Source organism: Variovorax robiniae (assembly GCF_037889955.1).
Classification (GTDB): Bacteria; Pseudomonadota; Gammaproteobacteria; order Burkholderiales; family Burkholderiaceae_C; genus Variovorax; species Variovorax robiniae.
This window is the reverse complement of record NZ_JBBKZS010000003.1, coordinates 148,526-174,642: the sequence shown is the minus strand read 5'-3', so window position 1 is coordinate 174,642 and position 26,117 is coordinate 148,526. Positions and strand designations below refer to the sequence as shown.

At 66.6% G+C, this 26,117-nt stretch carries 20 protein-coding genes; 15 read left to right on the top strand and 5 right to left on the bottom strand.

Annotated features, from left to right (window positions below; genetic code table 11):
- Genes WKW79_RS08980 through WKW79_RS08970 form a run of 3 tightly spaced genes read left to right on the top strand, consistent with a single transcriptional unit; the run spans position 1 to position 4,429 of the window.
- A complete protein-coding gene (locus WKW79_RS08980) occupies positions 1-1,629 on the top strand; it encodes a dipeptide ABC transporter ATP-binding protein (RefSeq protein ID WP_340334794.1) in 1,629 nt (542 codons plus the stop codon).
- Positions 1,630-1,687: 58 nt separating this feature from the next.
- Complete coding sequence (locus WKW79_RS08975; protein WP_340334793.1) at positions 1,688-3,190, top strand: M81 family metallopeptidase; 1,503 nt, start codon at positions 1,688-1,690, stop codon at positions 3,188-3,190.
- A 54-nt stretch (positions 3,191-3,244) separates the two neighbouring features.
- Positions 3,245-4,429 (top strand): M20 aminoacylase family protein, encoded by a 1,185-nt coding sequence (locus WKW79_RS08970; RefSeq protein WP_340334792.1) that lies wholly within the window; start codon positions 3,245-3,247, stop codon positions 4,427-4,429.
- Between the two features lie 173 nt (positions 4,430-4,602).
- Here WKW79_RS08970 and WKW79_RS08965 read toward each other — a convergent pair whose 3' ends face one another.
- Positions 4,603-6,063 (bottom strand): amidase, encoded by a 1,461-nt coding sequence (locus tag WKW79_RS08965; protein WP_340334791.1) that lies wholly within the window; start codon positions 6,061-6,063, stop codon positions 4,603-4,605.
- 114 nt (positions 6,064-6,177) lie between these two features.
- On the opposite strand from WKW79_RS08965, the gene WKW79_RS08960 reads away from it, so the two are divergent.
- The 6 genes from WKW79_RS08960 (at position 6,178) to WKW79_RS08935 (ending at position 12,028) form a co-directional block, all read left to right on the top strand.
- Positions 6,178-7,182 carry a LysR substrate-binding domain-containing protein gene (locus WKW79_RS08960; protein WP_340334790.1) on the top strand — a complete coding sequence of 335 codons (1,005 nt, stop codon included), beginning with the start codon at positions 6,178-6,180 and terminating at the stop codon, positions 7,180-7,182.
- A 102-nt stretch (positions 7,183-7,284) separates the two neighbouring features.
- Positions 7,285-8,736: an aspartate ammonia-lyase gene (locus WKW79_RS08955; protein WP_340334789.1), complete on the top strand. Its 1,452-nt coding sequence runs from the start codon at positions 7,285-7,287 to the stop codon at positions 8,734-8,736.
- 137 nt (positions 8,737-8,873) lie between these two features.
- Complete coding sequence (locus tag WKW79_RS08950; RefSeq protein WP_340334788.1) at positions 8,874-9,767, top strand: transporter substrate-binding domain-containing protein; 894 nt, start codon at positions 8,874-8,876, stop codon at positions 9,765-9,767.
- A gap of 99 nt (positions 9,768-9,866) precedes the next feature.
- The gene (locus WKW79_RS08945) at positions 9,867-10,586 is read left to right on the top strand and encodes an amino acid ABC transporter permease (protein ID WP_340334787.1); all 720 of its coding nucleotides are present in this window, start codon (positions 9,867-9,869) and stop codon (positions 10,584-10,586) included.
- 1 nt (position 10,587) lies between these two features.
- Positions 10,588-11,277 carry an amino acid ABC transporter permease gene (locus tag WKW79_RS08940; protein ID WP_340334786.1) on the top strand — a complete coding sequence of 230 codons (690 nt, stop codon included), beginning with the start codon at positions 10,588-10,590 and terminating at the stop codon, positions 11,275-11,277.
- A 13-nt stretch (positions 11,278-11,290) separates the two neighbouring features.
- A complete protein-coding gene (locus WKW79_RS08935; protein WP_340334785.1) occupies positions 11,291-12,028 on the top strand; it encodes an amino acid ABC transporter ATP-binding protein in 738 nt (245 codons plus the stop codon).
- Positions 12,029-12,073: 45 nt separating this feature from the next.
- Here WKW79_RS08935 and WKW79_RS08930 read toward each other — a convergent pair whose 3' ends face one another.
- Positions 12,074-13,036: an AraC-like ligand-binding domain-containing protein gene (locus WKW79_RS08930; protein ID WP_340334784.1), complete on the bottom strand. Its 963-nt coding sequence runs from the start codon at positions 13,034-13,036 to the stop codon at positions 12,074-12,076.
- Between the two features lie 106 nt (positions 13,037-13,142).
- Here WKW79_RS08930 and WKW79_RS08925 point away from each other — a divergent pair, with 106 nt between their 5' ends.
- Together WKW79_RS08925 and WKW79_RS08920 are read left to right on the top strand one after the other, a co-directional pair.
- Positions 13,143-14,390 carry an acyl-CoA dehydrogenase family protein gene (locus tag WKW79_RS08925; protein WP_340334783.1) on the top strand — a complete coding sequence of 416 codons (1,248 nt, stop codon included), beginning with the start codon at positions 13,143-13,145 and terminating at the stop codon, positions 14,388-14,390.
- 229 nt (positions 14,391-14,619) lie between these two features.
- Entirely contained in the window at positions 14,620-15,564 is a 945-nt protein-coding gene (locus WKW79_RS08920) for an alpha/beta fold hydrolase (RefSeq protein WP_340334782.1), read from the top strand.
- Between the two features lie 20 nt (positions 15,565-15,584).
- On the opposite strand, the gene WKW79_RS08915 is transcribed toward WKW79_RS08920, so the two are convergent.
- The gene (locus WKW79_RS08915; RefSeq protein ID WP_340334781.1) at positions 15,585-16,499 is read right to left on the bottom strand and encodes a LysR family transcriptional regulator; all 915 of its coding nucleotides are present in this window, start codon (positions 16,497-16,499) and stop codon (positions 15,585-15,587) included.
- Positions 16,500-16,680: 181 nt separating this feature from the next.
- On the opposite strand from WKW79_RS08915, the gene WKW79_RS08910 reads away from it, so the two are divergent.
- The 4 genes from WKW79_RS08910 (at position 16,681) to WKW79_RS08895 (ending at position 23,688) form a co-directional block, all read left to right on the top strand.
- Entirely contained in the window at positions 16,681-17,538 is an 858-nt protein-coding gene (locus tag WKW79_RS08910) for an alpha/beta hydrolase (RefSeq protein ID WP_340334780.1), read from the top strand.
- Positions 17,539-17,696: 158 nt separating this feature from the next.
- On the top strand, positions 17,697-18,935 hold the full coding sequence (locus tag WKW79_RS08905) for an efflux RND transporter periplasmic adaptor subunit (protein WP_340334779.1): 1,239 nt from the start codon (positions 17,697-17,699) through the stop codon (positions 18,933-18,935).
- 29 nt (positions 18,936-18,964) lie between these two features.
- Positions 18,965-22,201, top strand: a complete 3,237-nt coding sequence (locus WKW79_RS08900) for an efflux RND transporter permease subunit (RefSeq protein WP_340334778.1) — start codon at positions 18,965-18,967, stop codon at positions 22,199-22,201.
- Positions 22,202-22,221: 20 nt separating this feature from the next.
- Positions 22,222-23,688, top strand: a complete 1,467-nt coding sequence (locus WKW79_RS08895) for an efflux transporter outer membrane subunit (RefSeq protein ID WP_340334777.1) — start codon at positions 22,222-22,224, stop codon at positions 23,686-23,688.
- Positions 23,689-23,730: 42 nt separating this feature from the next.
- Here the strand turns inward: WKW79_RS08895 and WKW79_RS08890 are convergent, their stop codons facing one another.
- Together WKW79_RS08890 and WKW79_RS08885 are read right to left on the bottom strand one after the other, a co-directional pair.
- The gene (locus tag WKW79_RS08890) at positions 23,731-24,768 is read right to left on the bottom strand and encodes a DctP family TRAP transporter solute-binding subunit (RefSeq protein WP_340334776.1); all 1,038 of its coding nucleotides are present in this window, start codon (positions 24,766-24,768) and stop codon (positions 23,731-23,733) included.
- 29 nt (positions 24,769-24,797) lie between these two features.
- Positions 24,798-26,096: a TRAP transporter large permease gene (locus tag WKW79_RS08885; protein WP_340334775.1), complete on the bottom strand. Its 1,299-nt coding sequence runs from the start codon at positions 26,094-26,096 to the stop codon at positions 24,798-24,800.
- Positions 26,097-26,117: the final 21 nt, after the last annotated feature.

Below are 26,117 nucleotides of genomic sequence, written 5' to 3'. Positions count from 1 at the left end.
ATGAACGCAAGCACTTCCTCCACGCCAGTCCTCGCGGTGCGCGACCTCGCCATCTCGCTGCCGCGCGGCGGCGACCGGCCGCATGCGGTCGAGAAGATCAGCTTCGACGTGCCGCCCGGCAAGATCGTCTGCCTGCTCGGCGAATCGGGCTCCGGCAAGTCGGTCATCGCCAATGCCGTCATGGGCCTGCTGCCTTCGGGACTCACGCCCACGGCGGGCTCGATCAAGCTGCAAGGCAAGGAACTTGTCGGCGCGCCGCAGAACGAGTTCCGCGACCTGCGCGGCCCCTCGATGGCGATGGTGTTCCAGGAGCCGATGACCGCGCTGAACCCCGTCATGACCTGCGGCGACCAGATCGACGAGATGCTGGTGCAGCACGTGCAGATGGGCGCGGCCGAGCGTCGGCAGAAGATCCTCGCGATCATGGCGCGCGTGAAGCTGCCGGAGCCGGAACGCATCTACGCCTCCTATCCGCACCAGTTGAGCGGCGGCCAGCGCCAGCGCATCGTGATCGCCATCGCGCTGATCCTCAGGCCGGTGCTGCTGATCTGCGACGAGCCGACCACCGCGCTCGACGTGACCACGCAGGCCGAGATCCTCAAGCTCATCCTCGAGTTGCAGACCGAGAACGGCACCGCGGTGTTGTTCATCACGCACGACTTCGGCGTGGTGGCGGAGATTGCCGACGAGGTGGTGGTGCTGCAACTCGGCCACATGATCGAGAAGGGCGACAAGCACGAGGTGCTGACGCGCCCGCGCGAGCCCTACACGAAGATGCTGCTCGATGCGGTGCCCGAGTTGGCCTCGCAGGCGCGTGCGCCGGTCGCCGACGCGGAGCCGCTGCTCGACGCGAAGAACATCTGCAAGACGTACACCACCGGCTCCTGGCCCGGCAAGCGCCGCACGGTGAACGCGGTGCGCGACGTCTCGCTCAAGGTGCGTCCGCGCGAGACCGTGGGCATCGTCGGCGAATCGGGCTCGGGCAAGTCGACGGTGGCGCGCTGCATCGCGCGGCTGATCGATCCGACCTCGGGCGACATCCATGCCAGCGGCAAGTCGGTGGGGCATCTGAAGGGGCGCGGCCTGTCGCCTTATCGCCGCGACGTGCAGGTGATCTTCCAGGACCCGTACCGCTCCCTGAACCCGCGCCAGACCGTCGGTGATTCGATCATCGAAGGGCCGCTCAACTTCGGCGTGAGCCGCGACCAGGCCTGGAAGGAGGCGGAAGACCTGATGCACCTGGTGCGCCTCAAGCCCGAGGCACTGCGCCGCTACCCGAGCGAGTTCTCGGGCGGGCAGCGCCAGCGCATCTCGATTGCGCGTGCACTGGCCTGCAAGCCCAAGCTCATCATCGCCGACGAGGCCGTGTCGGCGCTGGACGTGTCGGTGCAGGCGCAGATCCTGAAGCTGCTCGACGAGATCCAGCGCGCGACCCACATCGGCATCCTGTTCATCACCCATGACCTGCGCGTGGCCAGCCAGATCTGCGACCGCGTGATCGTCATGCACCAGGGCCAGATCGTGGAGCAGGGCGCGGTGTCGGACGTGTTCTTCCAGCCGAAGCAGGACTACACGCGCCGGCTGCTGGCGGCTGCGCCGGGGCGCGACTTCGCCTTCCACCGATCCTGAGATTCCGTGCCGACACAGGGACCACAAGAAAAAATTCTGCTCACCCAAAGGACCTGACTTGAGAGTCTTCATCGCCGGTTTCCAGCACGAAACCAACACCTTCGCTCCCACCAAGGCCGACTGGGCCGCCTTCGAAGCCGGCTCGGCCTTTCCGCCGTACCGGCGCGGCCAGGCCATCATCGACGCCTACCGCGGCCTGACGCTGCCCATCAGTGGCTTCATCGACCATGCCGAGGAACGCGGCTGGACGCTGGCGCCATCGGCATGGGCCGGCGCCGTGCCGTCGGCGCATGTCACGAAGGATGCCTTCGAGCGCATCGCCGCGGCCATCGACGAAGACCTGGTGGCGGCATTGGCCAGCGGCCCGGTCGACGCGGTGTACCTCGACCTGCACGGCGCCGCCGTCACCGAACACCTGGAAGACCCGGAAGGCGAACTGCTCGCGCGCATCCGTGCGCGTGTGGGCGCGGCGGTGCCGATCGTCGCCAGCCTGGACCTGCATGCCAACGTCACGCGCCAGATGCTGGACGTGTCCGACGCGCTCGTCGCCTACCGCACCTATCCGCACGTGGACACGGCCGACACCGGCCGGCTGGCGGCAAAGCTGTTGGAGCGTCGCCTGGCGCGCGGCAGCAAGGAGCCGATGGCCGTGCGCCGCCTGTCATTCCTGCTCTCGCTCAATGCGCAGTGCACCATGATGGCCCCGGCTGATGGCGTGTATGAAACGCTCAAGTCGCTCGATGCGAAGCACGACAGCGTGCTGAGCTTTGCCATGGGTTTTCCGGCTGCCGACATCTCGGAATGCGGACCGGTGGTCTGGGGCTATGGGGACGAGGCCGAGCCGGCCGCGCAGGCGCTGTTCGAGCGCGCCGACCAGCCGCGCAGCCAATGGATCCTCGACATCCTCTCGCCCGAGGCCGCGGTCTCCAAAGCCATGGCGCTGGCCGCCGATGCCGGCAAGCCCGTAGTCATCGCCGACACGCAGGACAACTCCGGCGCCGGCGGCGACAGCAACACCACCGGCATGCTGCGCGCGCTGCTCGCGCTCAAGGCTGGCGAGCGCATGCCGGGCAAGGTGGCGATCGGCCTGCTGTTCGACCCCGAGGCCGCCGCCGCCGCGCATGTCGCCGGCGAAGGCGCGCAGATCGACGTGACGCTGGGCAAATCGGTGCCGACCTGGGCGGGGCAGTTCAGCGATCCGCCGGTGCCGGTGCGCGCCGTCGTGCGCAAGCTCAGCGATGGCAAGGTCATGATGAAGGGGCCGATGGGGCGGGGCAGCAAGGTCTCGCTCGGCCCCAGCGCCTGCCTCGACGTCGACGGCGTGCTCGTCGTGGTCAGTTCCCAGAAGACGCAGATGCTCGACCGCGAATTCTTCCGCTATGTCGGCATCGAGCCGGAAGCCATGAAGATCCTGGTCAACAAGAGTTCGGTGCACTTCCGCGCCGACTTCACACCCATCGCCAGCACCATCCTCGTCGCCAAGGCCGCCGGCCCGATGGCGGTGGAGCCGGGCGACCTGCCGTGGACGCGCTTGCCCGCGACGATGGCATTGCGTCCTTGAACCGAGGCACGCCATTTTTCAAGACAACGAACAACACAACGCTCAAGAATCACCATGCCCAAGACACCCGACCACTACCTGAAGTACATGCGCGAACACGCCGCCGAGTTCATCACGGTGCGCCAGACCATCCATGAGAACCCGGAGCTCGGATTCGAGGAACATGCCACCAGCGCACTCGTCGCGGAGCGGCTCAACCGGTGGGGCTACAAGGTCGAACGCAACATCGGCGGCACCGGCCTGGTGGGCCAGATCAAGCGCGGCAACGGCACGCGCAGCGTGGGCATCCGCGCCGACATGGATGCGCTGCCCATCGAGGAAAAGACCGGCCTCGCCTACAGCAGCAAGCGCCCCGGCATCATGCATGCGTGCGGCCATGACGGCCACACGGCCATGCTGCTCGGCGCGGCCAAGTACCTCGCACAGGAGGGCGACTTCTCCGGCACCCTCAACCTGATCTTCCAGCCGGCGGAAGAAGGCATGGGCGGCGCGGTGCGCATGATCGACGAGGGCCTGTTCGACAAGTACCCCTGCGATTCGATCTACGCCATGCACAACATGCCGGGCCGGCGCCAGGGCGACCTGGTGTTCCGCGAAGGTTCGGCGATGGCGTCATCCGACTACGCGACCGTCACGCTGCACGGCGTGGGCGGCCACGGTGCGCTGCCGCATTTCGCCAAGGACCCGGTGGTGGCGGCGGCCAGCATCATCATGGCGCTGCAGACCATCGTCTCGCGCAATGCCGATCCGCAGGAGATGGGGATCGTCACCGTGGGCGCCATCCACGGCGGCAAGGCCAACAACGTGATCCCGCAGACCGTGACGATGGAGATCAGCGTGCGGGCGCTGACGCGCGAGATGCGCGTGATGCTCGAGCAGCGGCTCAAGGCCATCGTGATCGCCCAGGCGGAGAGCTTCGGCGTGCGCGCGGAGATCGACTATCGCAAGGGCTATGCGGTGCTGGTCAACACACCGGATGAAACCGAGTTCGCCCGCGGCATCGGTCGCGCGCTGGTGGGCGACGCGCATGTGGAGCCGCAAGGCCCGGCCGTCACCGGCAGCGAGGACTTCGCCTTCATGCTGGAGAAGCGGCCCGGTTCCTACCTTCTGATCGGCAATGGTCGCGACAAGGAACACGGGGCGTGCATGGTGCACAACCCGGCCTACGACTTCAACGATGGCAACCTGCCGATCGGGGCCGCGTACTGGGCGTTGCTGGCGGAGACTTACCTGGTCTAAGAAGGTGTGAATCTTTCTACTGCGGACGCCGATCTCGGGTCTGCGGTGTTGGCTCCGGCATGACAAGCGCTTCGCGCAGTTGTCAGCCTCGCCGCAACTGCGTTGTCACCGCACGGGAGTGCGGTTCCGCTCCGCGAACCGGCCTCCCGGCTGGCGCCCTCGCTACGAAATCTTCACACCTTCTGAGCCGGGGTCAAGACAGGGGGCTGCATTCCTGACCACGCGCATGCCTTGTCGTAGGCATGCCCTAAGCGCAGCACTGCCAGGTCGGCATTGATCGGCCCGGCCAACTGCAGCCCCATCGGTAGCCCCTGCGGCCCGAAGCCCGCGCGCAGGTTCAGCGACGGCACGCCCGCCAGCGTGAAGGGCGTGACGATCTCCATCCAGTGGTGGTACGTCTTGCTCGGCACGTCGGCGACCTTCGGCGGCCAGTGCATCTCGGCGTCGAAGGGGAACATCTGGGCGGTCGGCGCGACGAGGAAATCGAAGCGCTCGTAGAGCCGCACGAAGGCCCGGTACACATTCGACCGGAACACCGTGGCCTGGTGCAGTGAAGCAGCATCGAGCTGCTTGCCCTGTTCCATTTCCCACAGTGCCTCGGGCTTGATCAGCGCGCGGTACGCCGGGTCGGCACCCATGGCGCTGAGCTTGCCGCTGACGATGAGCTGGCGCAGGCGCAGCCAGGCCGTCCAGTTCTGTTCGCGCGGAACGTCCAGCACGCAGGGCTCGACCTCGCAGCCGAGCGCCTCGAAGGTCTTCAGCGCGGATTCGCAGAGCTCGCGCACGCCGTCTTCGAGGGGCAGGTCCGGCCAGATGCTGCCGAGCCAGCCGATGCGCAGGCCCTTCTTCACGTCGCCGTCCAGGTCGAGCGCGTCGGCCGAGGGCAAGGGGTCGGTCATGGACAGCGGCACGCGGGTGTCGAAGCCGGCCTGCACGCAGAGCAGGCGCGCCGTGTCTTCCACCGTGCGGGCCATCGGCCCCTCGATGCCCAGTTGCTGGAAGAACAGGTCGTCGTCGGGTGAGCCCGGCACGCGGCCGCGCGAGGGGCGCATGCCGATCACGTTGTTGAAGCCGGCCGGGTTGCGCAGCGAACCCATCATGTCGCTGCCATCGGCCACCGGCAGCATGCCCAGCGCCAGCGCTACGGCCGCGCCGCCGCTGCTGCCGCCGGCTGTCTTGCTCGGGTCCCAGGCATTGCGCGTGATGCCGAAGACCTGGTTGTAAGTGTGTGAGCCGAGGCCGAACTCCGGCGTGTTGGTCTTGCCGATGATGACGGCGCCGGCCGCGCGCGCACGCGCGACGTGCAGGCTGTCGGTGCGCGCAGGCGTCTTGGGTGCGAGTGGCGAGCCCATCGAGGTGGGCAGGCCGATCGCATGGCTGAGGTCCTTGACGGCCAGCGGGAAGCCGTGCATCCAGCCCATGCGCTCGCCGCGCGCGAGCTGCGCGTCGCGCTCGCGGGCATCGGCGAGGCAGGCTTCGGAATCGCGTCGCGAGACGATCGCGTTGTAGCGCGGGTTGAGGGCGTCGATGCGCGCAAGCGAGGCTTGCATGACTTCGACACAGGACACCTCGCGGCGCGCGATGCGGCGGGAGAGGTCGGTGGCGTTGAGTTCGTTCAGTTCGTTGGTTGGCATGGCCTGGGCATCCTAGCCCTCTCGCACCTCACCGCAAGTCGCGGGGTTTTGGCGTTTTCCCTGCCTCGGCGAGGGATTCCAAGCCCATGCCGGAAGAACATAATCCTTCGACTTATGGAAACCAAGTGGCTGGAAGATTTCGTCAGTCTGGCGGAGACGCGCAGCTTCAGCCGCTCCGCGCAATTGCGGCATGTGACGCAGCCGGCTTTTTCGCGGCGCATCCAGGCGCTGGAAGGCTGGGCCGGCACCGACCTGGTGGACCGCACCTCCTATCCCACCAGCCTGACCCCCGCAGGCCAGACGCTTTACGGCCAGGCGCTCGAAATGCTGCAAGGGCTGCAAAGCACGCGCGCCATGCTGCGCGGCCACACCGCGGCGGCGCAGGACGTCATCGAGTTCGCGGTGCCGCACACGCTGGCCTTCACCTTCTTCCCGGCCTGGGTCACGATGCTGCGCGAGCGCTTCGGGCCGATCAAGAGCCGGCTCATCGCGCTCAACGTGCATGACGCGGTGCTGCGCCTGGTGGAGGGCAGCTGCGACCTGCTGATCTCCTACCAGCATCCTTCGCAGCCGCTGCAGCTCGATGCCAACCGCTACGAGATGGTGAGCCTGGGCAACGAGCGCGTGTCGGCCTGGGTCAAGCCCGATGCCGATGGATCGCCGCGCTACCGGCTGCCGGGCCGTGCGGGCCGGCCGCTGCCGTACCTGGGCTATGCGCCGGGCGCGTACCTGGGCCGCGTGGTGGACCAGTTGCTCAAGGAGTCGGGGACCGCGATCCATCTCGATCGGGTGTACGAGACCGACATGGCCGAAGGCCTCAAGGTGATGGCGCTGGAAGGCCATGGCATCGCCTTCCTGCCCGAGAGCGCGGTGCGGCGCGAGGTGAAGGCGCGCCGACTGGTGAGCGCGCTGCCGCCGGAAGTGCAGGGGCTGGATGTCACGCTGGAGATACAGGCCTACCGCGAGTTGCCCAGTGCGCCGCCAGCGGCCAAGACGTCGGGTCGCGCGGGAAAGGGCAGCGCCGTGGAAGCCGCGCCGGCCGGCAAGAGCGCGGCCGATGCGTTGTGGGCCTACCTGAAGGCCAACCCCGTGGCGGTCGCACGCGGCAGCGGCGCCTGACCAAACTATGACAAGCGCGCATGACGGCGCGCGCATACGGCATTGGCGCTGGCCGGCTCGCAAAACTACAGTCGCCGCACTTCTTCAACGCGAGGTCAAGCCATGGATTCCACCTTCCGCACCGAGCACGATTTCCTGGGTGAAAAGCAGATTCCCGCGGCCGCCTACTGGGGCGTGCACACGGCCCGCGCGGTGGAGAACTTCGCGATCTCCGGCACCCGCATCTCGGCGATGCCGGACCTGGTGCGCGCGCTGGCCCATGTGAAGAAGGCGGCCGCCCGCGCCAACGCCCACCTGGGCGCGCTCGACCGGGACCGCGCCGGCGCGATCATCCTCGCCTGCGAGGACTTGATCGAAGGCAAGCTGCTCGACGAGTTCGTGGTCGACGTGATCCAGGGCGGCGCCGGTACCTCGACCAACATGAACGCCAACGAGGTCATCTGCAACCTCGCGCTCGAGAAGATGGGCCACGGCAAGGCCAACTACGACGCGCTGCATCCCAACGATCACGTGAACGCGTCGCAGAGCACCAACGACGTGTACCCGACGGCGGTGCGGCTGGCGCTGTGGTTCGCCATCGGCCGGCTGCTGACCTGCATGGCCGACCTGCGCAAGAGCTTCGAGGCCAAGGCGCTGGAATTCCGAGACATCCTGAAGATCGGCCGCACCCAGTTGCAGGACGCGGTGCCGATGACGCTGGGCCAGGAGTTCCTGACCTACGGGATCATGATCGGCGAGGACGAGGAGCGATTGAGCGAGGCCCGCGCGCTGATCGAGGAAATCAACCTCGGCGCGACCGCCATCGGCACCGGCATCAACGCGCCGCACGGCTATGCCAACCTGGCCTGCCAGTACCTCGCCGAGCAGACCCAGGTGCCGCTGAAGCAGGCGGCCAACCTGATCGAGGCCACGCAGGACACGGGCGCCTTCGTGCAACTGTCGGGCGTGTTGAAGCGCGTGGCCACCAAGCTCAGCAAGACCTGCAACGACCTGCGCCTGCTCTCCAGCGGACCGCAGGCGGGCTTCGGCGAGATCCGCCTGCCGGCGCGCCAGGCCGGCTCGTCGATCATGCCGGGCAAGGTGAATCCGGTGATCCCGGAAGTGATGAACCAGGTCGCCTTCGAGGTGATCGGCAACGACATCACCGTGACGCTCGCGTCGGAGGCGGGGCAATTGCAGCTCAACGCCTTCGAGCCGATCATGGGCTGGAGCCTGTTCAAGAGCATCCAGCACCTGAGCAATGCCTGCATCACGCTGCAAAAGAATTGTGTGGAAGGCATCGAACCCAACCGTGAATTCCTGGCGAAGCGGGTGCGCGAATCGGTCACGCTGGTCACGGCGCTGAATCCGATCATCGGCTACGAGAAGGCCGCGCTGATCGCCAAGACCGCGCTCAAGACCGGCGGTCCCATCGACGAAGTGGCGGAATCGCTGGGCATCATGACCCGCGAGCAGATGGCCGCGCTGCTGGTGCCCGAACACCTGACACAGCCTGTGAGATTGGTCACACCCGTGCCGCCTGCGGCGCAGCCGTCGGGCACAAAGTCTGCTTAACACTAGGTGACAATCGCGTCCTGCTTCAGTCCGAGAGGGTGCCCAATGCACCGAAAGCAGGCGCGGGTATTCCCGAAAACGTGAATGCTTAAAATTTCGGACGATTTCCACACTTTTTTATCCTCCAAGGAGCCTTCATGAAGAAACAGATATTGGTGCTTGCGATTTCCGCACTGGCCGCCGGCGGCGCATTCGCGGAAGAAACGCTGGCCAAGATCAAGGCCTCGGGCGTCATCACCGAAGGCGTGCGCGAATCGTCGGGCCTGTCGTTCACGCTGGGCAACGGCCAGTACACCGGCTTCCACTACGACGTCTGCGCCAACATCATCAAGGACCTGGAAAAGGCCGTCGGCAAGAAGCTGGAAACCAAGTACCAGCCGGTGACCTCGCAGAACCGCGTGCCGCTGGTCCAGAACGGCACCGTCGACATCGAATGCGGTTCCACCACCAACAACGCCACGCGCGCCAAGGACGTGTCCTTTGCCGTCACCACGTACGTGGAAGAAGTGCGCATTGCCGTCAAGGCCAACTCGGGCATCACCTCGATCAAGGATCTGAACGGCAAGACCGTCGCCACCACCACCGGCACGACCTCGGTGCAGACGCTGCGCAAGAACGAGCGCGCCGGCGGCATCGACTTCAAGGAACTCTATGGCAAGGACCACTCGGACAGCTTCCTGCTGCTCGAATCGGGCCGCGCCGATGCCTTCGTGATGGACGGCTCGATCCTGGCTTCCAACATCGCCAAGTCGAAGTCGCCGAAGGACTTCGCGATCGTCGGTGAAGTGCTGAGCGTGGAGCCGATCGCCATCATGATCCGCAAGGACGACCCGACCTTCAAGAAGGCCGTGGACGACAGCATCAAGAACCAGATCAAGAGCGGCGAAATGGCCAAGCTCTGGGACAAGTGGTTCCTGAAGCCGATCCCCCCGGCAAACGTCACCATCAACCTGCCGTTGTCGCAAGCGACCAAGGACGCATGGGCGAATCCGAACGACAAGCCGATGGAAGACTACCAGGCCAAGAAGTGATCCCGGTGCGGCGCTGACTTGCAGGACGCCCGCCCATTCGGCGGGCGTCTTTCTTCACAACGGCGTTCGCCGATATTCGAATGATGAGAGGAGATCCCGATGGGAAACTGGGCCTGGCTGACTGAAGACCCCGGGGGCAAGTACCCGACGTACTGGGAGTGGATGCTGAGTGCCTGGGGCTGGACGGTGTCCGTCGCCCTGGTGGCCTTGATCGTGGCCCTCGTGCTGGGCTCGCTGATCGGCATCATCCGCACGCTGCCCGACAACCCGTGGCTGGTTCGATTCGGCAATGCCTGGGTCGAGCTGTTCCGCAACATTCCGCTGCTGGTGCAGATCTTCCTCTGGTACCACGTGATTCCCGCGCTGGTGCCGTTCATGAAGGGCGTGCCGCCGTTCATGCTGGTGGTGCTGGCGCTGGGCTTCTTCACCTCGGCGCGGATTGCCGAGCAGGTGCGCTCCGGCATCCAGGCGCTGCCCAAGGGCCAGCGCTATGCGGGGATGGCGGTGGGCTTCACCACGCCGCAGTACTACCGCTACGTGATCCTGCCGATGGCCTACCGCATCATCATGCCGCCGCTCACGAGCGAGACGATGAACATCTTCAAGAACTCGTCGGTGGCCTTTGCCGTGTCGATCTCCGAGATGACCATGTATGCGATGCAGGTGCAGGAAGAAACATCGCGCGGCATCGAGGTCTACCTGGCCGTGACGGTGCTCTACATCCTCTCCGCATTGACCATCAACCGGATCATGTCGTACATCGAACGCAAGACCCGCGTGCCCGGCTTCATCGTGAGCGCCGGCGGAGGGGGACACTGACATGATGAATCTCGACCTGAGCTTCTACAACTGGGACGTCATCAGCAGCTTCGTCCTCAAGGGCTTCTACTTCAGCGTGACGCTGACGGTGGTGGCTACGATCGGTGGCGTGATCTTCGGCACCTTGCTCGCGCTGATGCGCCTGTCGGGCAAGAAGTGGCTGGACGCGCCCGCGGCGCTGTACGTCAACGGCATGCGCAGCATTCCGCTGGTGATGGTGATCCTGTGGTTCTTCCTGCTGATGCCCGCGACCTTCTACGCGATGTTCGGCAAGGTGGGCGTGAACTACCGGTCGGAAATCTCCGCCGTGATCACCTTCATCGCCTTCGAGGCGGCCTACTTCAGCGAGATCATGCGCGCCGGCATCCAGTCGATTCCGCGCGGCCAGGTCCATGCGGCGCAGGCCGTCGGCATGACCTACGGCCAGCAGATGAAGCTGGTGATCCTGCCGCAGGCCTTCCGCAACATGCTGCCGGTGCTGCTCACGCAGACCATCATCCTGTTCCAGGACACCTCGCTGGTGTATGCCATCGGTGCCTATGATTTGCTCAAGGGCTTCGAGACGGCGGGCAAGAACTTCGGGCGGCCGATCGAGGCCTACCTGCTGGCAGCCGTTGTCTACTTTGTGTTGTGCTATTCGCTGTCCTATCTGGTCAAGCGCCTGCACAAGAAGATCGCCATCATCAGATGATCGGAGTTGAGAAATGATTGAAATCAAGAACGTATCCAAGTGGTATGGCCCGGTCCAGGTGCTGAACGATTGCTCGGTCAGCATCAAGCAGGGCGACGTGGTCGTGGTGTGCGGGCCGTCGGGCTCGGGCAAGTCGACGCTGATCAAGACGGTGAACGCGCTGGAGCCCTTCCAGAAGGGCGAGATCACGGTCAACGGCATTCCGCTGCACGATCCCAAGACCAATCTGCCCAAGCTGCGCTCCAAGGTCGGCATGGTGTTCCAGCACTTCGAACTGTTCCCGCACCTGTCGGTGACGGAGAACCTGACGATCGCGCAGATCAAGGTGCTGGGCCGCAGCCCGGACGAAGCCAAGACGCGCGGCCTGAAGATGCTGGATCGCGTGGGCCTGATGGCGCACAAGGACAAGTTCCCGGGGCAGCTTTCCGGTGGCCAGCAGCAGCGCGTGGCGATCGCCCGTGCGCTGAGCATGGACCCGATCGTGATGCTGTTCGACGAACCCACTTCGGCACTGGACCCCGAAATGGTCGGCGAAGTGCTGGACGTGATGGTGACGCTGGCCAAGGAAGGCATGACCATGATGGTGGTCACGCATGAAATGGGCTTTGCGCGCAAGGTCGCGAGCCGCGTGATCTTCATCGACGTGGGCGGGCGCATCCTGGAAGACTGCTCGAAGGACGAGTTCTTCAGCCATCCGGAGAACCGGCAGCCGCGGACGAAGGATTTCCTCAACAAGATCCTGCAGCACTGAGCCTGCCTTCCCGCACCTGTCGAAGCCCCACATTGCGGGGCTTTTTCATTGGCGCCGAAGTCGACGGTATTCCGAGGGGCTGCACCCATAGCGCATGCCGAAGGACTTCGTGAAGTTGGGAATGTCCTGGAAGCCCCAGCGGCTGGCGATGGCCGAGACCGGACGACGGTCTTGCGGATTGCCCAGGTCCGACGCACAGCGCTCGAAGCGCTGCTCGCGAATCCAGGCGGCCAGGCTGGACGGCTCCTGCGCGAAGGCCTTGTGCAGGTAGCGGGGCGACACGTTGAAGCGTCTTGCCAGCGCTTCGGCGCCGAGATCGTGCGAACCGAGGGCGCCCAGGATGTAGGCCTTGACGACACGCACCAGTGCCTGCCGGTTGGCCTGCGACGGTTCGGCGCCGAAATCCCGGCCAGCACCTGGCTCGCGCGCCGCGTCCGAGATCAACTCGCACAGTTGAACGGACATTCGCTCCGCCGCTTGCGTGGCGAAGCTGTCCGTGCCGGCCTCCGCGAGCGAGCGCATGAGTGAAGCGGCGACGAATCCTGTGCCGCTGGGCCCTCCCAGGGGCCGCGCCATGAGGCCGTTCGGATCGCTGACCCGAGGCAGCAACAGGTGGCGTGGGACCCGGAACGACAGGAGCTCGAAGCGCCCCTCGAAATGCAGCGTGTACGGTCTTGCGATATCGACAACCGTGAATGAGCCGGGCATGACCCTGGCCTCCCGATGTCCCTGGCGCACGAAACCATGGCCCGTCAGTTGCAGGTTGACGAACAGGCGGTCCTGCGGATCGTGCCTGATCTGCGCGAACCCCCGCACCACGGTCTGCGCACCTGAGCGGATGCGAGCGACGTTGACGGCCCCCATCTCGCTCAGGTCCGCCCGGCTGCTGAAGTTGACGCCCGGCTCGAGGGGCCGCGGGTCGAGCGCGGCAAAGGCCTCGCACACGACTTCCCGCCAGTAATCGAACTGTTCAGGGCCAGGAACTGCTTCTGTGGACCAGGACTTCATGACCCACGGGTTGTATGCCAGCGAGCGCCTTTCAACAAGACGCCGTGCACGAAAACACAAGCCCTGCGCAACAGACTCCGGCCATCAGCAATCACCGGAGCAAGCCATGGCGATCGATTTCACTTTCAGTCCAATTCAACGCGAACTGCAACGCCACGCGCGCAGCGTGGCGCGTGAGGTGCTCTCGCAGGTTCCGGGCGCGATCCGGCACCTCGCGACGCCCCGCGAGCGATTTCTCGCGACGCGTCCGATGTACGAGCAGGTCATCCGGGAGGGATTTCTGCGGCGCCTGATCCCGATGCCCTTTGGCGGGGAGGGGACCGGGCTGCTGGACATGGCCATCGCGGCCGAGGAGTTCCACGCGGTGGACTGCAATGTGTCGTTGACGCTGTTCGCCAATATCCTGGGGCTCGCGCCGATCTTCATCGCCGGCAGCCCGGAACAGCAGCGGCGGTTCATCGCCCCCTTCCTGAGCGGGGAGGGAGCGCCGCTGGCGGCACTGGCGAACAGCGAACCCGGCGGAAGCGCCAATTTCGCCTCGCCGGCGCCCGGCGCCGGGGTCCGGAGCACTGCCAGGCGGGTCGACGGAGGATGGTGTATCGACGCCGAGAAGCAATGGGTGTCCAGCGCCACGGGGTGGGACGGCGCGGGCGCCGACCTCCTGTGCGTGGTCTGCAGGACCGATCCCCAGGCGCCGCCCGACCGATCCATCTCTGTCATTGCCGTGCCCCGGGGCGCGCAAGGCCTGAGCACCGTGCGCGACCTCGATGCCATGGGCCACCGCGGCCACCTGGTGCCGAGATTCCGACTGAGCGGCGTCACGGTTGACGAGGCCAACCTGGTGGGCGGGCAGGGCGCAGGCAAGGAGATCATCGAAGGCAGCTTCGCCGGCACCGCTGCGCTGGTCGGCATCATGGGCGTGGGGCTGATGCGTGCCGCCTTCGATTTCGCGCTCCGGTTCGCCATGACGGAACATCGCGGCGGACCGGTCCCGATCATCGAACACCAGGCGGTGGGCTATGCCCTGGCCGACGCGAAGACAACAATCGAGGCAGCCAGGTATCTGGGCTGGAAGGCCTGCCACGCGATGGACCAGCAACTGCCGGGGGCACTCGAGCTCGCACTCCAGTCCAAGATCTTCGGCTCCGAATCGGCGGTCCGCGTGATCACCGACCTGATGCGGGTGGTCGGCATCGACAGCTACGACCAGGCACTGCCCCTGGCCGGCTGGTTGCAGGACGCCATCGCGCTCCCGCTGTTCGACGGCGGGAACATGGGCGTTCGCCGGCGCCAGTTGCATCAGATCTTGCGCGAGCCGGCCTACGACCCGTTGCATGCGTCGGCGAGCGCTTGAGCGATCCGATCGGTTCAATCACGCGTTCAGGGTTGTCCAGGCCTTGAAGCGCCGGCAGGGAACGGGCGTCGTAGCGGAGTTCGCTGTCGTAGTCGTCCCCGATCATCCAGGCGCCTTGCGCCTCCGCATGGTCCGGCAATTGCCGGGGCCGGTCGCGGGTCGCAGGCATGACTTCGGCGCAGGGCGAGGGCGCGCAATACTCGCGCGGTTGCCATTCGCTCCGACGCCCATGAATCTCCGCCAAGCCGCTCGCGCGATCATCCTGTTGTTGCTGGCCCTTCCGGCCTTGGCGCTCGCATCGCCCTGGGCGCCGGACCGTCCGGTCGACGAACTCAAGCCGCGCTGGGCGCAGCCGCCCTCGCAGTTCGTGGAGATCGAAGGCATGCAGGTCCACCTGCGAGACGAAGGCCGGCGTGACGATCCGATGCCCATCGTGCTCGTGCATGGCACGTCCGCCAGCCTGCACACCTGGGACGGCTGGGCCGATGCGCTGAAGGCCAGGCACCGCGTGGTGCGCATGGACTTGCCCGGCTTCGGCCTGACCGGCCCCGCGCCCGACGGCGACTACACGATGCCTCGCTATGCGCGCTTCGTGGTCGCCGTGATGGACAAGCTCGGCATCCGGCAGGCGGTGGTCGGCGGCAACTCGCTCGGCGGCGGGGTGGCGTGGAAGACGGCGGTGGACTATCCGCAGCGTGTCGGCAAGCTGGTGCTGGTCGATGCCGCGGGCTACCCGTTCCGGTCGGAATCGGTGCCGCTGGGTTTCCGGCTCGCGCGCCTGCCCTTCATGGCGCCGCTGATGCACAACCTGCTGCCGCGCGGGATGATCGAGTCGAGCGTGCGCAACGTGTATGGCGATCCGGCCAAGGTCACGCCGGAACTCATTGACCGCTACTACGAGATCACGCTGCGCCAAGGCAATCGCCAAGCCTTGGTCGAGCGCTTCAAGGTGGTGCAGACCGAGGACTTCTCGGCGCAGATCCCGCAGGTCAAGCAGCCCGCATTGATCCTCTGGGGTGCGCTGGACCGGCTGATTCCGCCGGCACAGGCTCGACTCTTCGAACGCGACATCGCCGGCAGCCGCGTGCAGGTGTTCGATGGCCTCGGCCACGTCCCGCATGAGGAGGATCCTGCGCGAACCGTGGCGGCGGTACAAGCTTTCCTCGGCGACTGAGCACCGCGGCCCCCGGCCCTTCAAGTCCGCTGCAAGTTGGGATGCTTCGCAAACAACTCCGCGGCCCAATCGACAAAGGCCCGCACCTTCGGACTCAGGTGCCGGTTCGGCGGATACACCACATGCACCGGCAGCGGGTCGCGCGTCCAGTCCGGCATCACCTCGACCAGCTCGCCCTTCTCGATGTGCGGCGCTGCCTGGAAGCTCACGCACTGCGAGATGCCGAAGCCCGCCAGCACCGAGGCCAGGTGCGCATTGCTCTCGTTCACCGACACGCGGTACGTCACCGACAGCTCGATGCGCTCGTCGCCCTTGTTGAACTCGTGCGGGTAGTTGCGCCGCGAGTTCGACGCGAAGAAGCCGACGACATGGTGCCGCTTCTCCAGCTCGCTCGGGTGCTTCGGCATGCCGTAGCGCGCGATGTAGGCCGGCGAGGCGACAGTGACGAAGGGCATCGTGCCGATGCGCCGCGCCACCAGCGACTGGTCTTGCAGGTCACCGGCGCGGATCACGCAGTCGACGTTCTCGCCGATCAGGTCCACTGGACGGTCGGTCACGCCCAGGTCGACCTGGATGTCGGGGTACTGGTCGCAGAAGGTCTGCAGCGCCGGGATGATGATGAGCTTGGCGGTGGAGGAGCCCACGTCCACCCGCAGCCGGCCCTTGGGGCTGGCCTGCGCATTGGTCATGCTCGACTCCAGGTCGTCGAAGTCGTTGAGCAGGCGGGCGGCGCGCTCGTAGTAGGCGGCGCCGTCGGGCGTGACCGTGACGCGGCGCGTGGTGCGGTTCAGCAGCTTGGCCTGCACGCGCTCCTCCAGCGCCTGGATCTGCTTGGTGACCGTGCCCTTGGGCAGGTCCAGCGAATCGGCGGCGCGGGTGAAATTGCCGGCTTCGACGACGCGGACGAAGGCGCGCATCGCGTGAATGGGGTCCATGGGGTCAGCTCCTGAAGCCCAGGCCAGTCGGCCGGGGGAGCGGGATTCTCACACGCAAGAAAACCCGCGATTGTTCGTCGGACGGAAACAGAGTGAGAGGTTTGGCGTTGATTTCAAGGGGCCGCCAGCGCCTAATATTCAAACCATCGCAGTTTCGTATTGACCCTTCAAAGGCAAGCCCATGTCACCCCGCCCGACCACTCCCGCTGAAAGCACCGAAGTGCCGGGCGTGACCGAGTGCGACATGAAGATCGACCTGCCTCGGCGCGACCCGGTCAAGGTGCGCATCTACGGCGAGCGCTCCGGCGTGGCCGGCGCACCGCTGATCCTGCATTTCCACGGCGGCACTTTCGTCTGCGGCGACCTGGACGACGGGCGCATGGTGGCGCGGCTCTTGGCCGACACCGGCGCGGTGGTCGTCTCCTTTGCCTATCCGCTGGCGACGCAGAGCCCGTTCCCCGGCGCTATCGAAGTGGGCTTCGATGTGCTCGAGTGGCTCTACAAGAACCGCACCAAGCTGGGCGGCAAGGGTGCGCGCGTGTTCCTCGCGGGCGAGGAAGCGGGTGGCAACCTGGCCGCTGCGGTGGCGCTGATCGCGCGGGATCGCGGCCATCCGCCGCTGGCCGGGCAGATCCTGCTGTCGCCCATGCTCGACCCCTGCGTCGGCACGCCCTCGCTGCGCAAGGCGACGGACGACGTGCCGCAGTGCAAGTGGGCGGCCGGATGGGCGAAGTACCTCGGCAAGCCGAAGGATGCGATGCATCCCTATGCGGTGCCTGGTGCGTCGTTGCGGCTCGGCCAGTTGGCGCCCACGCTGGTGCTGGTCGGGCAGGACGACGCGATGCGTGACGAGGCGCTGACCTATGCGGGCCGCTTGCGCACGGCCGGCAACGAGGTGCAGAGCATCGTGCTGCCACCCGCGTCGCAATGGGCCGAGGCCTTGTCGCAAGGTGCGACGGGCGAGTGCCCCTGTGCGGTGACGGTGAAACAGCACTTCCGCGAGTTCTTCAGCGCGACGACGCCGCCCCCGGCGGAGTGACCACGACAGACGACTGAGTTGGCGCAAAGAGCGCCAGCCGCTGCATTCCCGGCCGACGGAGACCTCGGCCCTTGGCTTCCAGAACAAAACGCCTTCCAGCGCCATGTGAGCGCTGGTGGCACCGCTTTTCCGAAATTGACCCAGAAGGACGAAACATCATGACCAAGCAACAAATTTCCTCCGCCGCGCGCAAGGGTCTCTGGCCGACGGTGACCGCGCTGACCGCGGCATTGGCCCTCGCCTCGGGCGTCGTCTTTGTGAGCCTGCACACGGAGCAGGTCGGCGCCAGCAACCCGCCGCCGGCGCCGCAGGCCATCCCGGTGTCGGTGGCAACTGTTGCCAACAGCGAGATCACCGAATGGGACGAGTTCTCCGGCCGGCTCGAAGCGGTGGAGCGCGTCGACGTGCGCTCGCGCGTGGCCGGCGCCGTGCAGGCGGTGCACTTCAAGGAGGGATCGCTGGTGAAGCAGGGCGACCTGCTGATCACCATCGACCCGGCGCCCTACGCGGCCGAAGTCGACCGTGCCGAGGCGCAGGTCGCCGCAGCGGAAGCCCGCGTCACGCAGGCCACCAGCGAGCAGGGCCGCGCCACGCGCCTGTGGAACGAGCAGGCCATCGCGCAACGCGAACTCGACGAGCGCAGCAACGGCAAGCGGGAGGCAGAGGCCAACCTGCGCGCCGCCCAGGCCGCGTTGCAGACCGCGCGCCTGAGCCTCGGTTACACGCAGGTGAAGGCGCCGGTGTCGGGCCGCATCGGCAAGGTCGAGGTGACCGTTGGCAACCTGGTGGCCGCCGGCCCCGGCGCGCCGGTGCTGACCACGCTGGTGTCCGTGAGCCCGATCTACGCGAGCTTCGACGCCGACGAAGGCGTGATCATCAAGGCGCTGAAGGACATGCCCGGCGGCGCCAGTGCCCGCAACCTGATCAGCCAGATCCCGGTGCAGATGGGCACGGCCGCGAGCAGCGGCACGCCCTTCGAAGGCAAGCTGCAGCTCATCGACAACCAGGTCGATGCGAAGAGCGGCACGGTGCGCGTGCGCGCGGCCTTCGACAACAAGGACGGCGCGCTGATCCCCGGCCAGTTCGCCCGCATCCGCATGGGCCAGGCCAAGAGCAGCCACGTGATGCTGGTGAGCGAACGCGCCATCGGCACCGACCAGAACAAGAAGTTCGTGATGGTCGTCAACGGCGACAACAAGACCGAGTACCGCGAGGTCACGCTCGGCGCGCCGGCCAACGGCTTGCGCGTGGTGGCCACCGGCCTGAAGACGGGCGAGCGCGTGGTGGTCAACGGCTTGCAGCACGTGCGCCCCGGCGCGCTGGTGGCACCGCAGAGCGTGCCGATGGATGCGACCGCGCAAGCCCCGGCCGCGCCCAAGCTCGCCTCGAATTCGTAAGCGCCCCGCGCTCGCCCTGAAGGAACACCATGAACCTGTCCAAGTTCTTCATCGACCGGCCGATCTTTGCCGGCGTGCTGTCGGTGCTGATGCTCATCGCCGGCCTGATCGCGCTGCGCGGCCTGCCGATCTCGGAATACCCCGAGGTCTCGCCGCCCTCGGTCGTGGTCCGTGCGCAGTACCCCGGCGCCAATCCGAAGGTGATCGCCGAGACCGTGGCCATGCCGCTGGAGGAATCCATCAACGGCGTCGAAGGCATGCTCTACATGGGCAGCCAGGCGACCACCGACGGCGTCATGACGCTGACCGTCACCTTCCAACTCGGCACCGACCCCGACAAGGCGCAGCAGCTCGTGCAGAACCGCGTTTCGCAGGCCGAGCCGCGCCTGCCAGAAGAAGTGCGCCGGCTCGGCATCACGACCGTCAAGAGCGCGCCTGACCTGACGATGGTGGTGCACCTCGTCTCGCCGAATGATCGCTACGACATCAACTACCTGCGCAACTACGCGGTGCTGAACGTGAAGGACCGGCTCGCGCGCATCCCGGGCGTGGGCCAGGTGCAGATCTTCGGCGGCGGCGAGTATTCGATGCGCGTCTGGCTGGACCCGCAGAAGGTCGCGCAGCGCGGCCTCTCGGCAAGCGACGTGGTCGCCGCCATCCGCAGCCAGAACATCCAGGCCGCGGCCGGCGTGGTCGGCGCATCGCCGGGTCTCAGCGGCGTCGACATGCAGTTGTCGATCAACGCGCAAGGCCGCCTGCAGAACGAGGAAGAGTTCGGCGACATCATCGTGAAGACCGGCAGCGACGGCGCGGTCACCCGGCTGCGCGACATCGGCCGGCTGGAACTCGGTGCGGCTGACTATTCGCTGCGCTCGCTGCTGAACAACGACGCGGCCGTCGGCATGGGCGTGTTCCAGGCGCCGGGCTCGAATGCGCTCGACATCTCGGCCAATGTGCGCAAGACCATGGACGAGCTGTCGAAGAACATGCCCGAGGGCGTGGAATTCCGCATCGCCTACGACCCGACGCAGTTCGTGCGTGCATCGATCGAGTCGGTGCTGCACACGCTGCTGGAAGCCATCGCGCTGGTGGTGTTGGTGGTGATCCTGTTCCTGCAGACTTGGCGTGCGTCGATCATCCCGCTGCTGGCCGTGCCGATCTCTGTCGTCGGCACCTTCGCGGTGCTGCATGTGCTGGGCTTCTCGATCAATGCGCTGAGCCTGTTCGGGCTGGTGCTGGCGATCGGCATCGTGGTGGACGATGCGATCGTGGTGGTGGAAAACGTCGAGCGCAACATCGAGGCGGGGCTGACGCCGCGCGAGGCGACCTACCGGGCGATGAAGGAGGTGTCCGGGCCGATCATCGCGATCGCGCTGGTGCTGGTCGCGGTGTTCGTGCCGCTGGCTTTCATCAGCGGTTTGACGGGACAGTTCTATCGCCAGTTTGCCGTGACCATCGCGATCTCGACGGTGATCTCGGCGATCAACTCGCTGACGCTGTCGCCGGCGCTTGCCGCCTTGTTGCTGCGTGGCCATGACCAGCCCAAGGACGCGTTGACGCGCGGCATGGACCGTGCCTTCGGCTGGCTGTTCCGCGGCTTCAACCGCTTCTTCCATCGCGGCTCGGAGGCCTACAGCACCGGCGTCAAGGGCGTGATCTCGCGCAAGACGATCATGCTGGTGATCTACCTGGCGCTCGTCGGCGTGACCTTCGGCCTGTTCAAGGCGGTGCCCAGCGGCTTCGTGCCGGCGCAGGACAATCAATATTTGATCGGCTTCGCCCAACTGCCCGACGGCGCCACGCTGGATCGCACCGAGGACGTGATCCATCGCATGGGCGACATCATGAAGAAGAACCCGAACGTGCAGGACGCGATCGCCTTCCCGGGCCTGTCGATCAACGGCTTCACCAACAGCTCGAACTCGGGCATCGTGTTCGCGACGCTGAAGCCCTTCGACGAGCGCAAGCGCGCGGACCAGAGCGGCGGCGCCATCGCAGGCCAGTTGAACCAGCAGTTCGCCGGCATCCAGGACGCCTTCATCGTGATGTTCCCGCCGCCGCCGGTGGCGGGCCTCGGCACCACGGGCGGCTTCAAGCTGCAACTGGAAGACCGCGGCTCGGTGGGCTACGAGCAGATGGACGCGGCAGTGAAGGCGTTCATGGCCAAGGCGCAGAAGGCGCCGGAGCTGGCCGGCCTGTTCACGAGCTGGCAGGTCAACGTGCCGCAGCTCTACGCCGACATCGACCGCACCAAGGCGCGCCAGCTTGGCGTGCCGGTGACGGACATCTTCGACACGATGCAGATCTACCTCGGCAGCCTCTATGCCAATGACTTCAACAAGTTCGGCCGCACCTACAGCGTGCGCGTGCAGGCCGACGCGCCGTACCGTGCACGCGCCGAGGACATCGGCCTCTTGAAGGTGCGCTCCAATTCGGGCGAGATGGTGCCGCTGTCGGCGCTGATGAAGGTGTCGTCCAGCTTCGGCCCGGAACGCGCGATGCGCTACAACGGCTACCTCGCGGCCGACATCAACGGCGGCCCCGCGCCGGGCTATTCATCCGGTCAGGCGCAGGACGCGATCGAACGCATCGCGGCCGAGACGCTGCCCAAGGGCGTGAGCTATGAATGGACCGAGCTGACCTACCAGGAGATCCTGGCCGGCAACTCCGCCTTCCTCGTGTTTCCGCTGGCGATCCTGCTGGTGTTCCTGGTGCTGGCCGCGCAGTACGAAAGCCTGACCTTGCCGATTGCGATCATCCTGATCGTGCCGATGGGCCTGCTCGCCGCGATGACGGGCGTCTGGCTCTCGCACGGGGACAACAACGTGTTCACGCAGATCGGGCTGATCGTGCTGGTGGGCTTGAGTGCGAAGAACGCGATCCTGATCGTGGAGTTCGCGCGCGAGCTGGAGTTTGCCGGACGAACGCCGGTGCAGGCAGCCATCGAGGCGAGCCGGCTGCGGCTGCGCCCGATCCTGATGACCTCGCTGGCCTTCGTGATGGGTGTGCTGCCGCTGGTGCTGTCGACGGGCGCGGGCTCCGAGATGCGCAGCGCGATGGGCGTGGCGGTGTTCGCCGGGATGATCGGCGTGACGGCCTTCGGCCTGTTCCTGACGCCGGTGTTCTATGTGGTGCTGCGTCGGCTGACCGGCAACCGGCCGCTCAAGCTGCATGGCGAGGTGCCGCACCTCGAAGCCTTCAAGACCGGCAGTGGCGGCGGTGCGCTGAATGCGCAACCTGCGGCCCCGCATCAGTCGCACGAATAAATGAGCCAGGAGTCCTGACCATGACAACAAGTATTTCTTCTTCCCTGCGCGGCGCCTTGCTGCCGCTGGTCGCGGCGCTCGTGCTGGCCGGGTGTGCTTCGACGGCGGATCTCTCATCCGGCGTGACCACGCCTGCGCAGTTCAAGGAGCAGGCCGTCGCTGTGGCGCCCAAGGCCGCGACGCCGGTGCAGGCTGATGGTGCCTGGTGGCGCGCCTTCAACGACAGCGAACTCAATGCGCTGGTGGACCGTGCCGCAACCGCCAACACCACTGTGCAGCAAGCCGCCGCACGTTTGGCCGAGGCGCGTGCCATTGCCCGCGCGGTCGATGCCGATCGCTCGCCGCAGGTGGGCTTGGGCGCGGGTGCCATTCGCGGCGCGGGTCTGGACCGTGGCGACGGCAGCAAGCGCGCGGCCACGCTCATCACGGCGGGCGCGACCGTGTCGTATGAGCTCGACCTGTTCGGCCGCCTGTCGGGTGCAAGCAATGCGGCGGCGCTCGATGCGCAATCTCGCGAGGCCTTGCTGCAAAGCGCCCGTTTGCTGGTGCAGGCCGAAGTCGCGCAGACCTATCTGGCACTGCGCGCGCTCGACGATGAACGCGCCATCGTGCGCGACACGGTCGAGGCCTACCGAGGCACCTTGAAGCTCATCGAAAGCCGCTACCGTGCCGGTGACCTGGCCGAACTCGACGTGGCGCGCGTGCAGACCGAGCTCGCCTCCAACGAATCCGACGCGCTCGCGCTCGACCGCCAGCGCGCCCAGGTCGAGCACGCGCTGGCGGTGCTGACCGGGGCGGTCGCCTCGCAGTTCAGCGTGAGCACGGTGGCCTGGACGACCGCGCTGCCGACGATTCCCGCAGGCCTGCCATCAACCGTGCTCGAACGCCGCCCGGACGTGGCCGCCGCGCAAAGGACGGTGGAAGCCGCGCAGGCGCGCGTCGGCGTCGCCAAGACCGACTGGTTCCCGACCTTCTCGCTGACAGGCGCGGGCGGCTACGCGTCCGCCGATCTCGGCGACCTGCTCAAGTGGTCGGCGCGCTCCTGGGGCATCGGCGCGCTGGCATCGCTGCCGCTGTTCGATGGCGGCCGGCGAGAAGCGGGCCTGAAGGGCGCCTCGGCCCAACTCGACGGCGCGTTGGCCAGCTACCGCGAGCAGGTGCTGGTCGCCTTCCGCGAAGTCGAGGACCAGCTCGCGGCGCTGCGCCTGCTCGACGAGCAATCGGTGGTGCAGGCCCGCGCCGTCGCGTCGGCCACCCGGGCGACCGTGCTCAGCGACGCTCGCTACCGCAATGGCTACGTCAGCCAGCTCGACCTGCTCGATGCACGCCGCAGCGAATTGCAGAACCGGCGTCAGCAGCTACAGGTGAAGTCGGCGCAGTACCAGGCGACCGTCGGCCTGATCAAGGCCTTGGGTGGTGGCTGGGAGGCGCCGGCAGTGGTCGGCGATGCAGGTCCGAGGCCTGTGATCGCGATTGCACGGCAGTGATTGGGCACTCGGCGAACATGCCGGCGTGCCCGCCCTGCGCGTCTACTGCTTGCGCGAGGCAATCGCCTTCTCAGCCTTGTTCACCAAGTCAGCCCCCACAGTCCCCTTCCACTTCGCATAAACCGGCCGGGTCGCCTTCACAAACGCCTCGCGCTCCGCAGGCGTCAGCTGCGTCACCGTCACGCCCATCCCCTCGATCTCCTTCAGCAGCGGCTTGCCGGGCTCGACCAGTCCCTTGCGCGCCAGCGCGATCTCCTGCTTGCCCGCGTCGATCGCCGCCTGCCGCACGATCGCCTGGTCGGCTGGCGTCCACGATGCCCAGATCTCCTTGTTGACCACGAAGATCAGCGGGTCGGCGACGTTGCCCCAGGTGGTCATGTACTTCTGGCCGACGTTCTGCATCTTCAGCACGGTGAACAGGAACAGCGGGTTCTCCTGCCCGTCGACCGCGCCGCTGGCCAGCGCAGGCTGCGCATCGGCCCAGCTCATCTGCGTCGGGTTGGCGCCCAGTGCGGTGAACATGTCGGCGAACAGCGGCGAGCCGACCACGCGGATCTTCATGCCCTTCAGGTCATCCGGCGACTTGATCGGCTTCTTCGAATTGGTGACCTCGCGATATCCGTTCTCGCCCCAGGCGAGCGGCACCACGCCGGCCTTCTCGATGGTCGAGAAGATCTCCTTGCCGACCTCGCCCTGCGTCAGCGCGTCGATCGCCGCGTAGTCGGGCATCAGGAAGGGCAGCGAGAACAGGTTGAGCTGCTTGATCTGCGGCGACCAGTTGATGGTCGAGCCGACGGCCATGTCGATCACGCCCTGGCGCAGTGCGCTGAACTCGCGCGTCTGGTCGCCCTGGATCAGCGACACGCCGGGGTACAGCTTGATGTTGATGCGGCCCTGCGTCCGTTCCTTCACGAGGTCCGCCCAGATCTTGCCGGCCTGGCCCCATGCGGTCGGCGGCGCCAGCACGAGCGACAACTTGTATTCAGGCTTGTAGGCCGTTTGGGCCGGCGCCGCAGCCGAGAAAGTGGCGAGCGCGGTGGCGATGGCGGCAAGGCCGAGCAATGAGCGACGGAACGTCATGAAAGCAGTCTCCTTCTGGAACCAAAAAATCAATAGCCAAGCTTGGCGGGAAGCCACAGCGCCAGTTGCGGCCACGCGATCACGGCGACCATCACCAGGAACATCGCGAACAGCATCCAGCCGACCCAGCGCACCGTGTCTTCCATGCGCACGTTGGCGATGCGGCAGGACACCATCAGGTTCACGGCCAGCGGCGGCGTGAACTGGCCCAGCGCCACCTTCAGCGTGAGGATCACGCCGAACCACACCGGGTCCCATTTGTAGAACTGCACGATCGGCCACAGGAGCGGCACGAAGATCAGGAAGATCGAGACACCGTCGAGGAACATGCCGACGGTGATCAGCATCACGATCAGCAGCGCCAGCACGCCGTATTCGCCGAGCCCCGAATTGGTGATCGCCTTGGCCACCGGGTCAATCACGCCAAGCGTTGCGAGCGAGTACGCGAAGATGCCCGCAAGCGACACCACCAGCAGGATCACCGCAGACAGTTCGCCCGACTCGCGCAGGATCACGAACAGATCCTTCACCCGGATCGTCCGGTAGATCACCATGCCCACGAACAGCCCGTAGAACACCGCGACCACGGCCGCCTCGGTCGGCGTGAACCAGCCGGCGCGCATGCCGCCGAGGATCAGCACCGGCGCGGCCAGGCCCCAGGTGGCTTCACGGAAACTCTTCCAGAACTCGGGCCGCGGCAGCGTCGCCTCGAGCGCGCCCATCTTGTTCGAGCGCGCCATCCACACCGCCGGGATGATGAGCGCAAGCCCGGCGAGGACGCCGGGGACCATGCCGGCGGCGAACAGCGCCGGCACCGATGCGGCCGGCACCATCACCGAGTACACGATGAAGGCCACCGACGGCGGGATCAGGATGTCGGTCGCGGCAGCCGCGCCGACCACGCTGGCCGAGAACGCGGGCGGATAACCGGCGCGCGACATTGCGGCAATCATCACCGCGCCGACGGCCGCCGCATTGGCCGGGCCGGAGCCCGAGATGCCACCGAGGAACATCGCCACCAGGATCGCGACCAGCGGCAGCATGCCGGGACCGCGCCCGACGATGGCAATCGCGAAGTTCACCAGCCGCAATGCCACGCCCGAGCGGTCGAAGATCGAGCCGACCAGCACGAACATGGGGATCGCCAGCAGCGGGTACTTGCCCAGGCCGGCATAGAAGTTCTGCGGCACGGCCAGCAGCCCGAACCATTGCGCGTCCACGTTGGCCAGCGCGATGCAGGCCGCACCCGCCAGGCCCAGCGCCGCGCCGATCGGCACGCCGACCAGCATCATCACGACGAAGGCGACGAAGAGGAGGGTGGCGATCATTCCGATGCTCCATCGAACGGC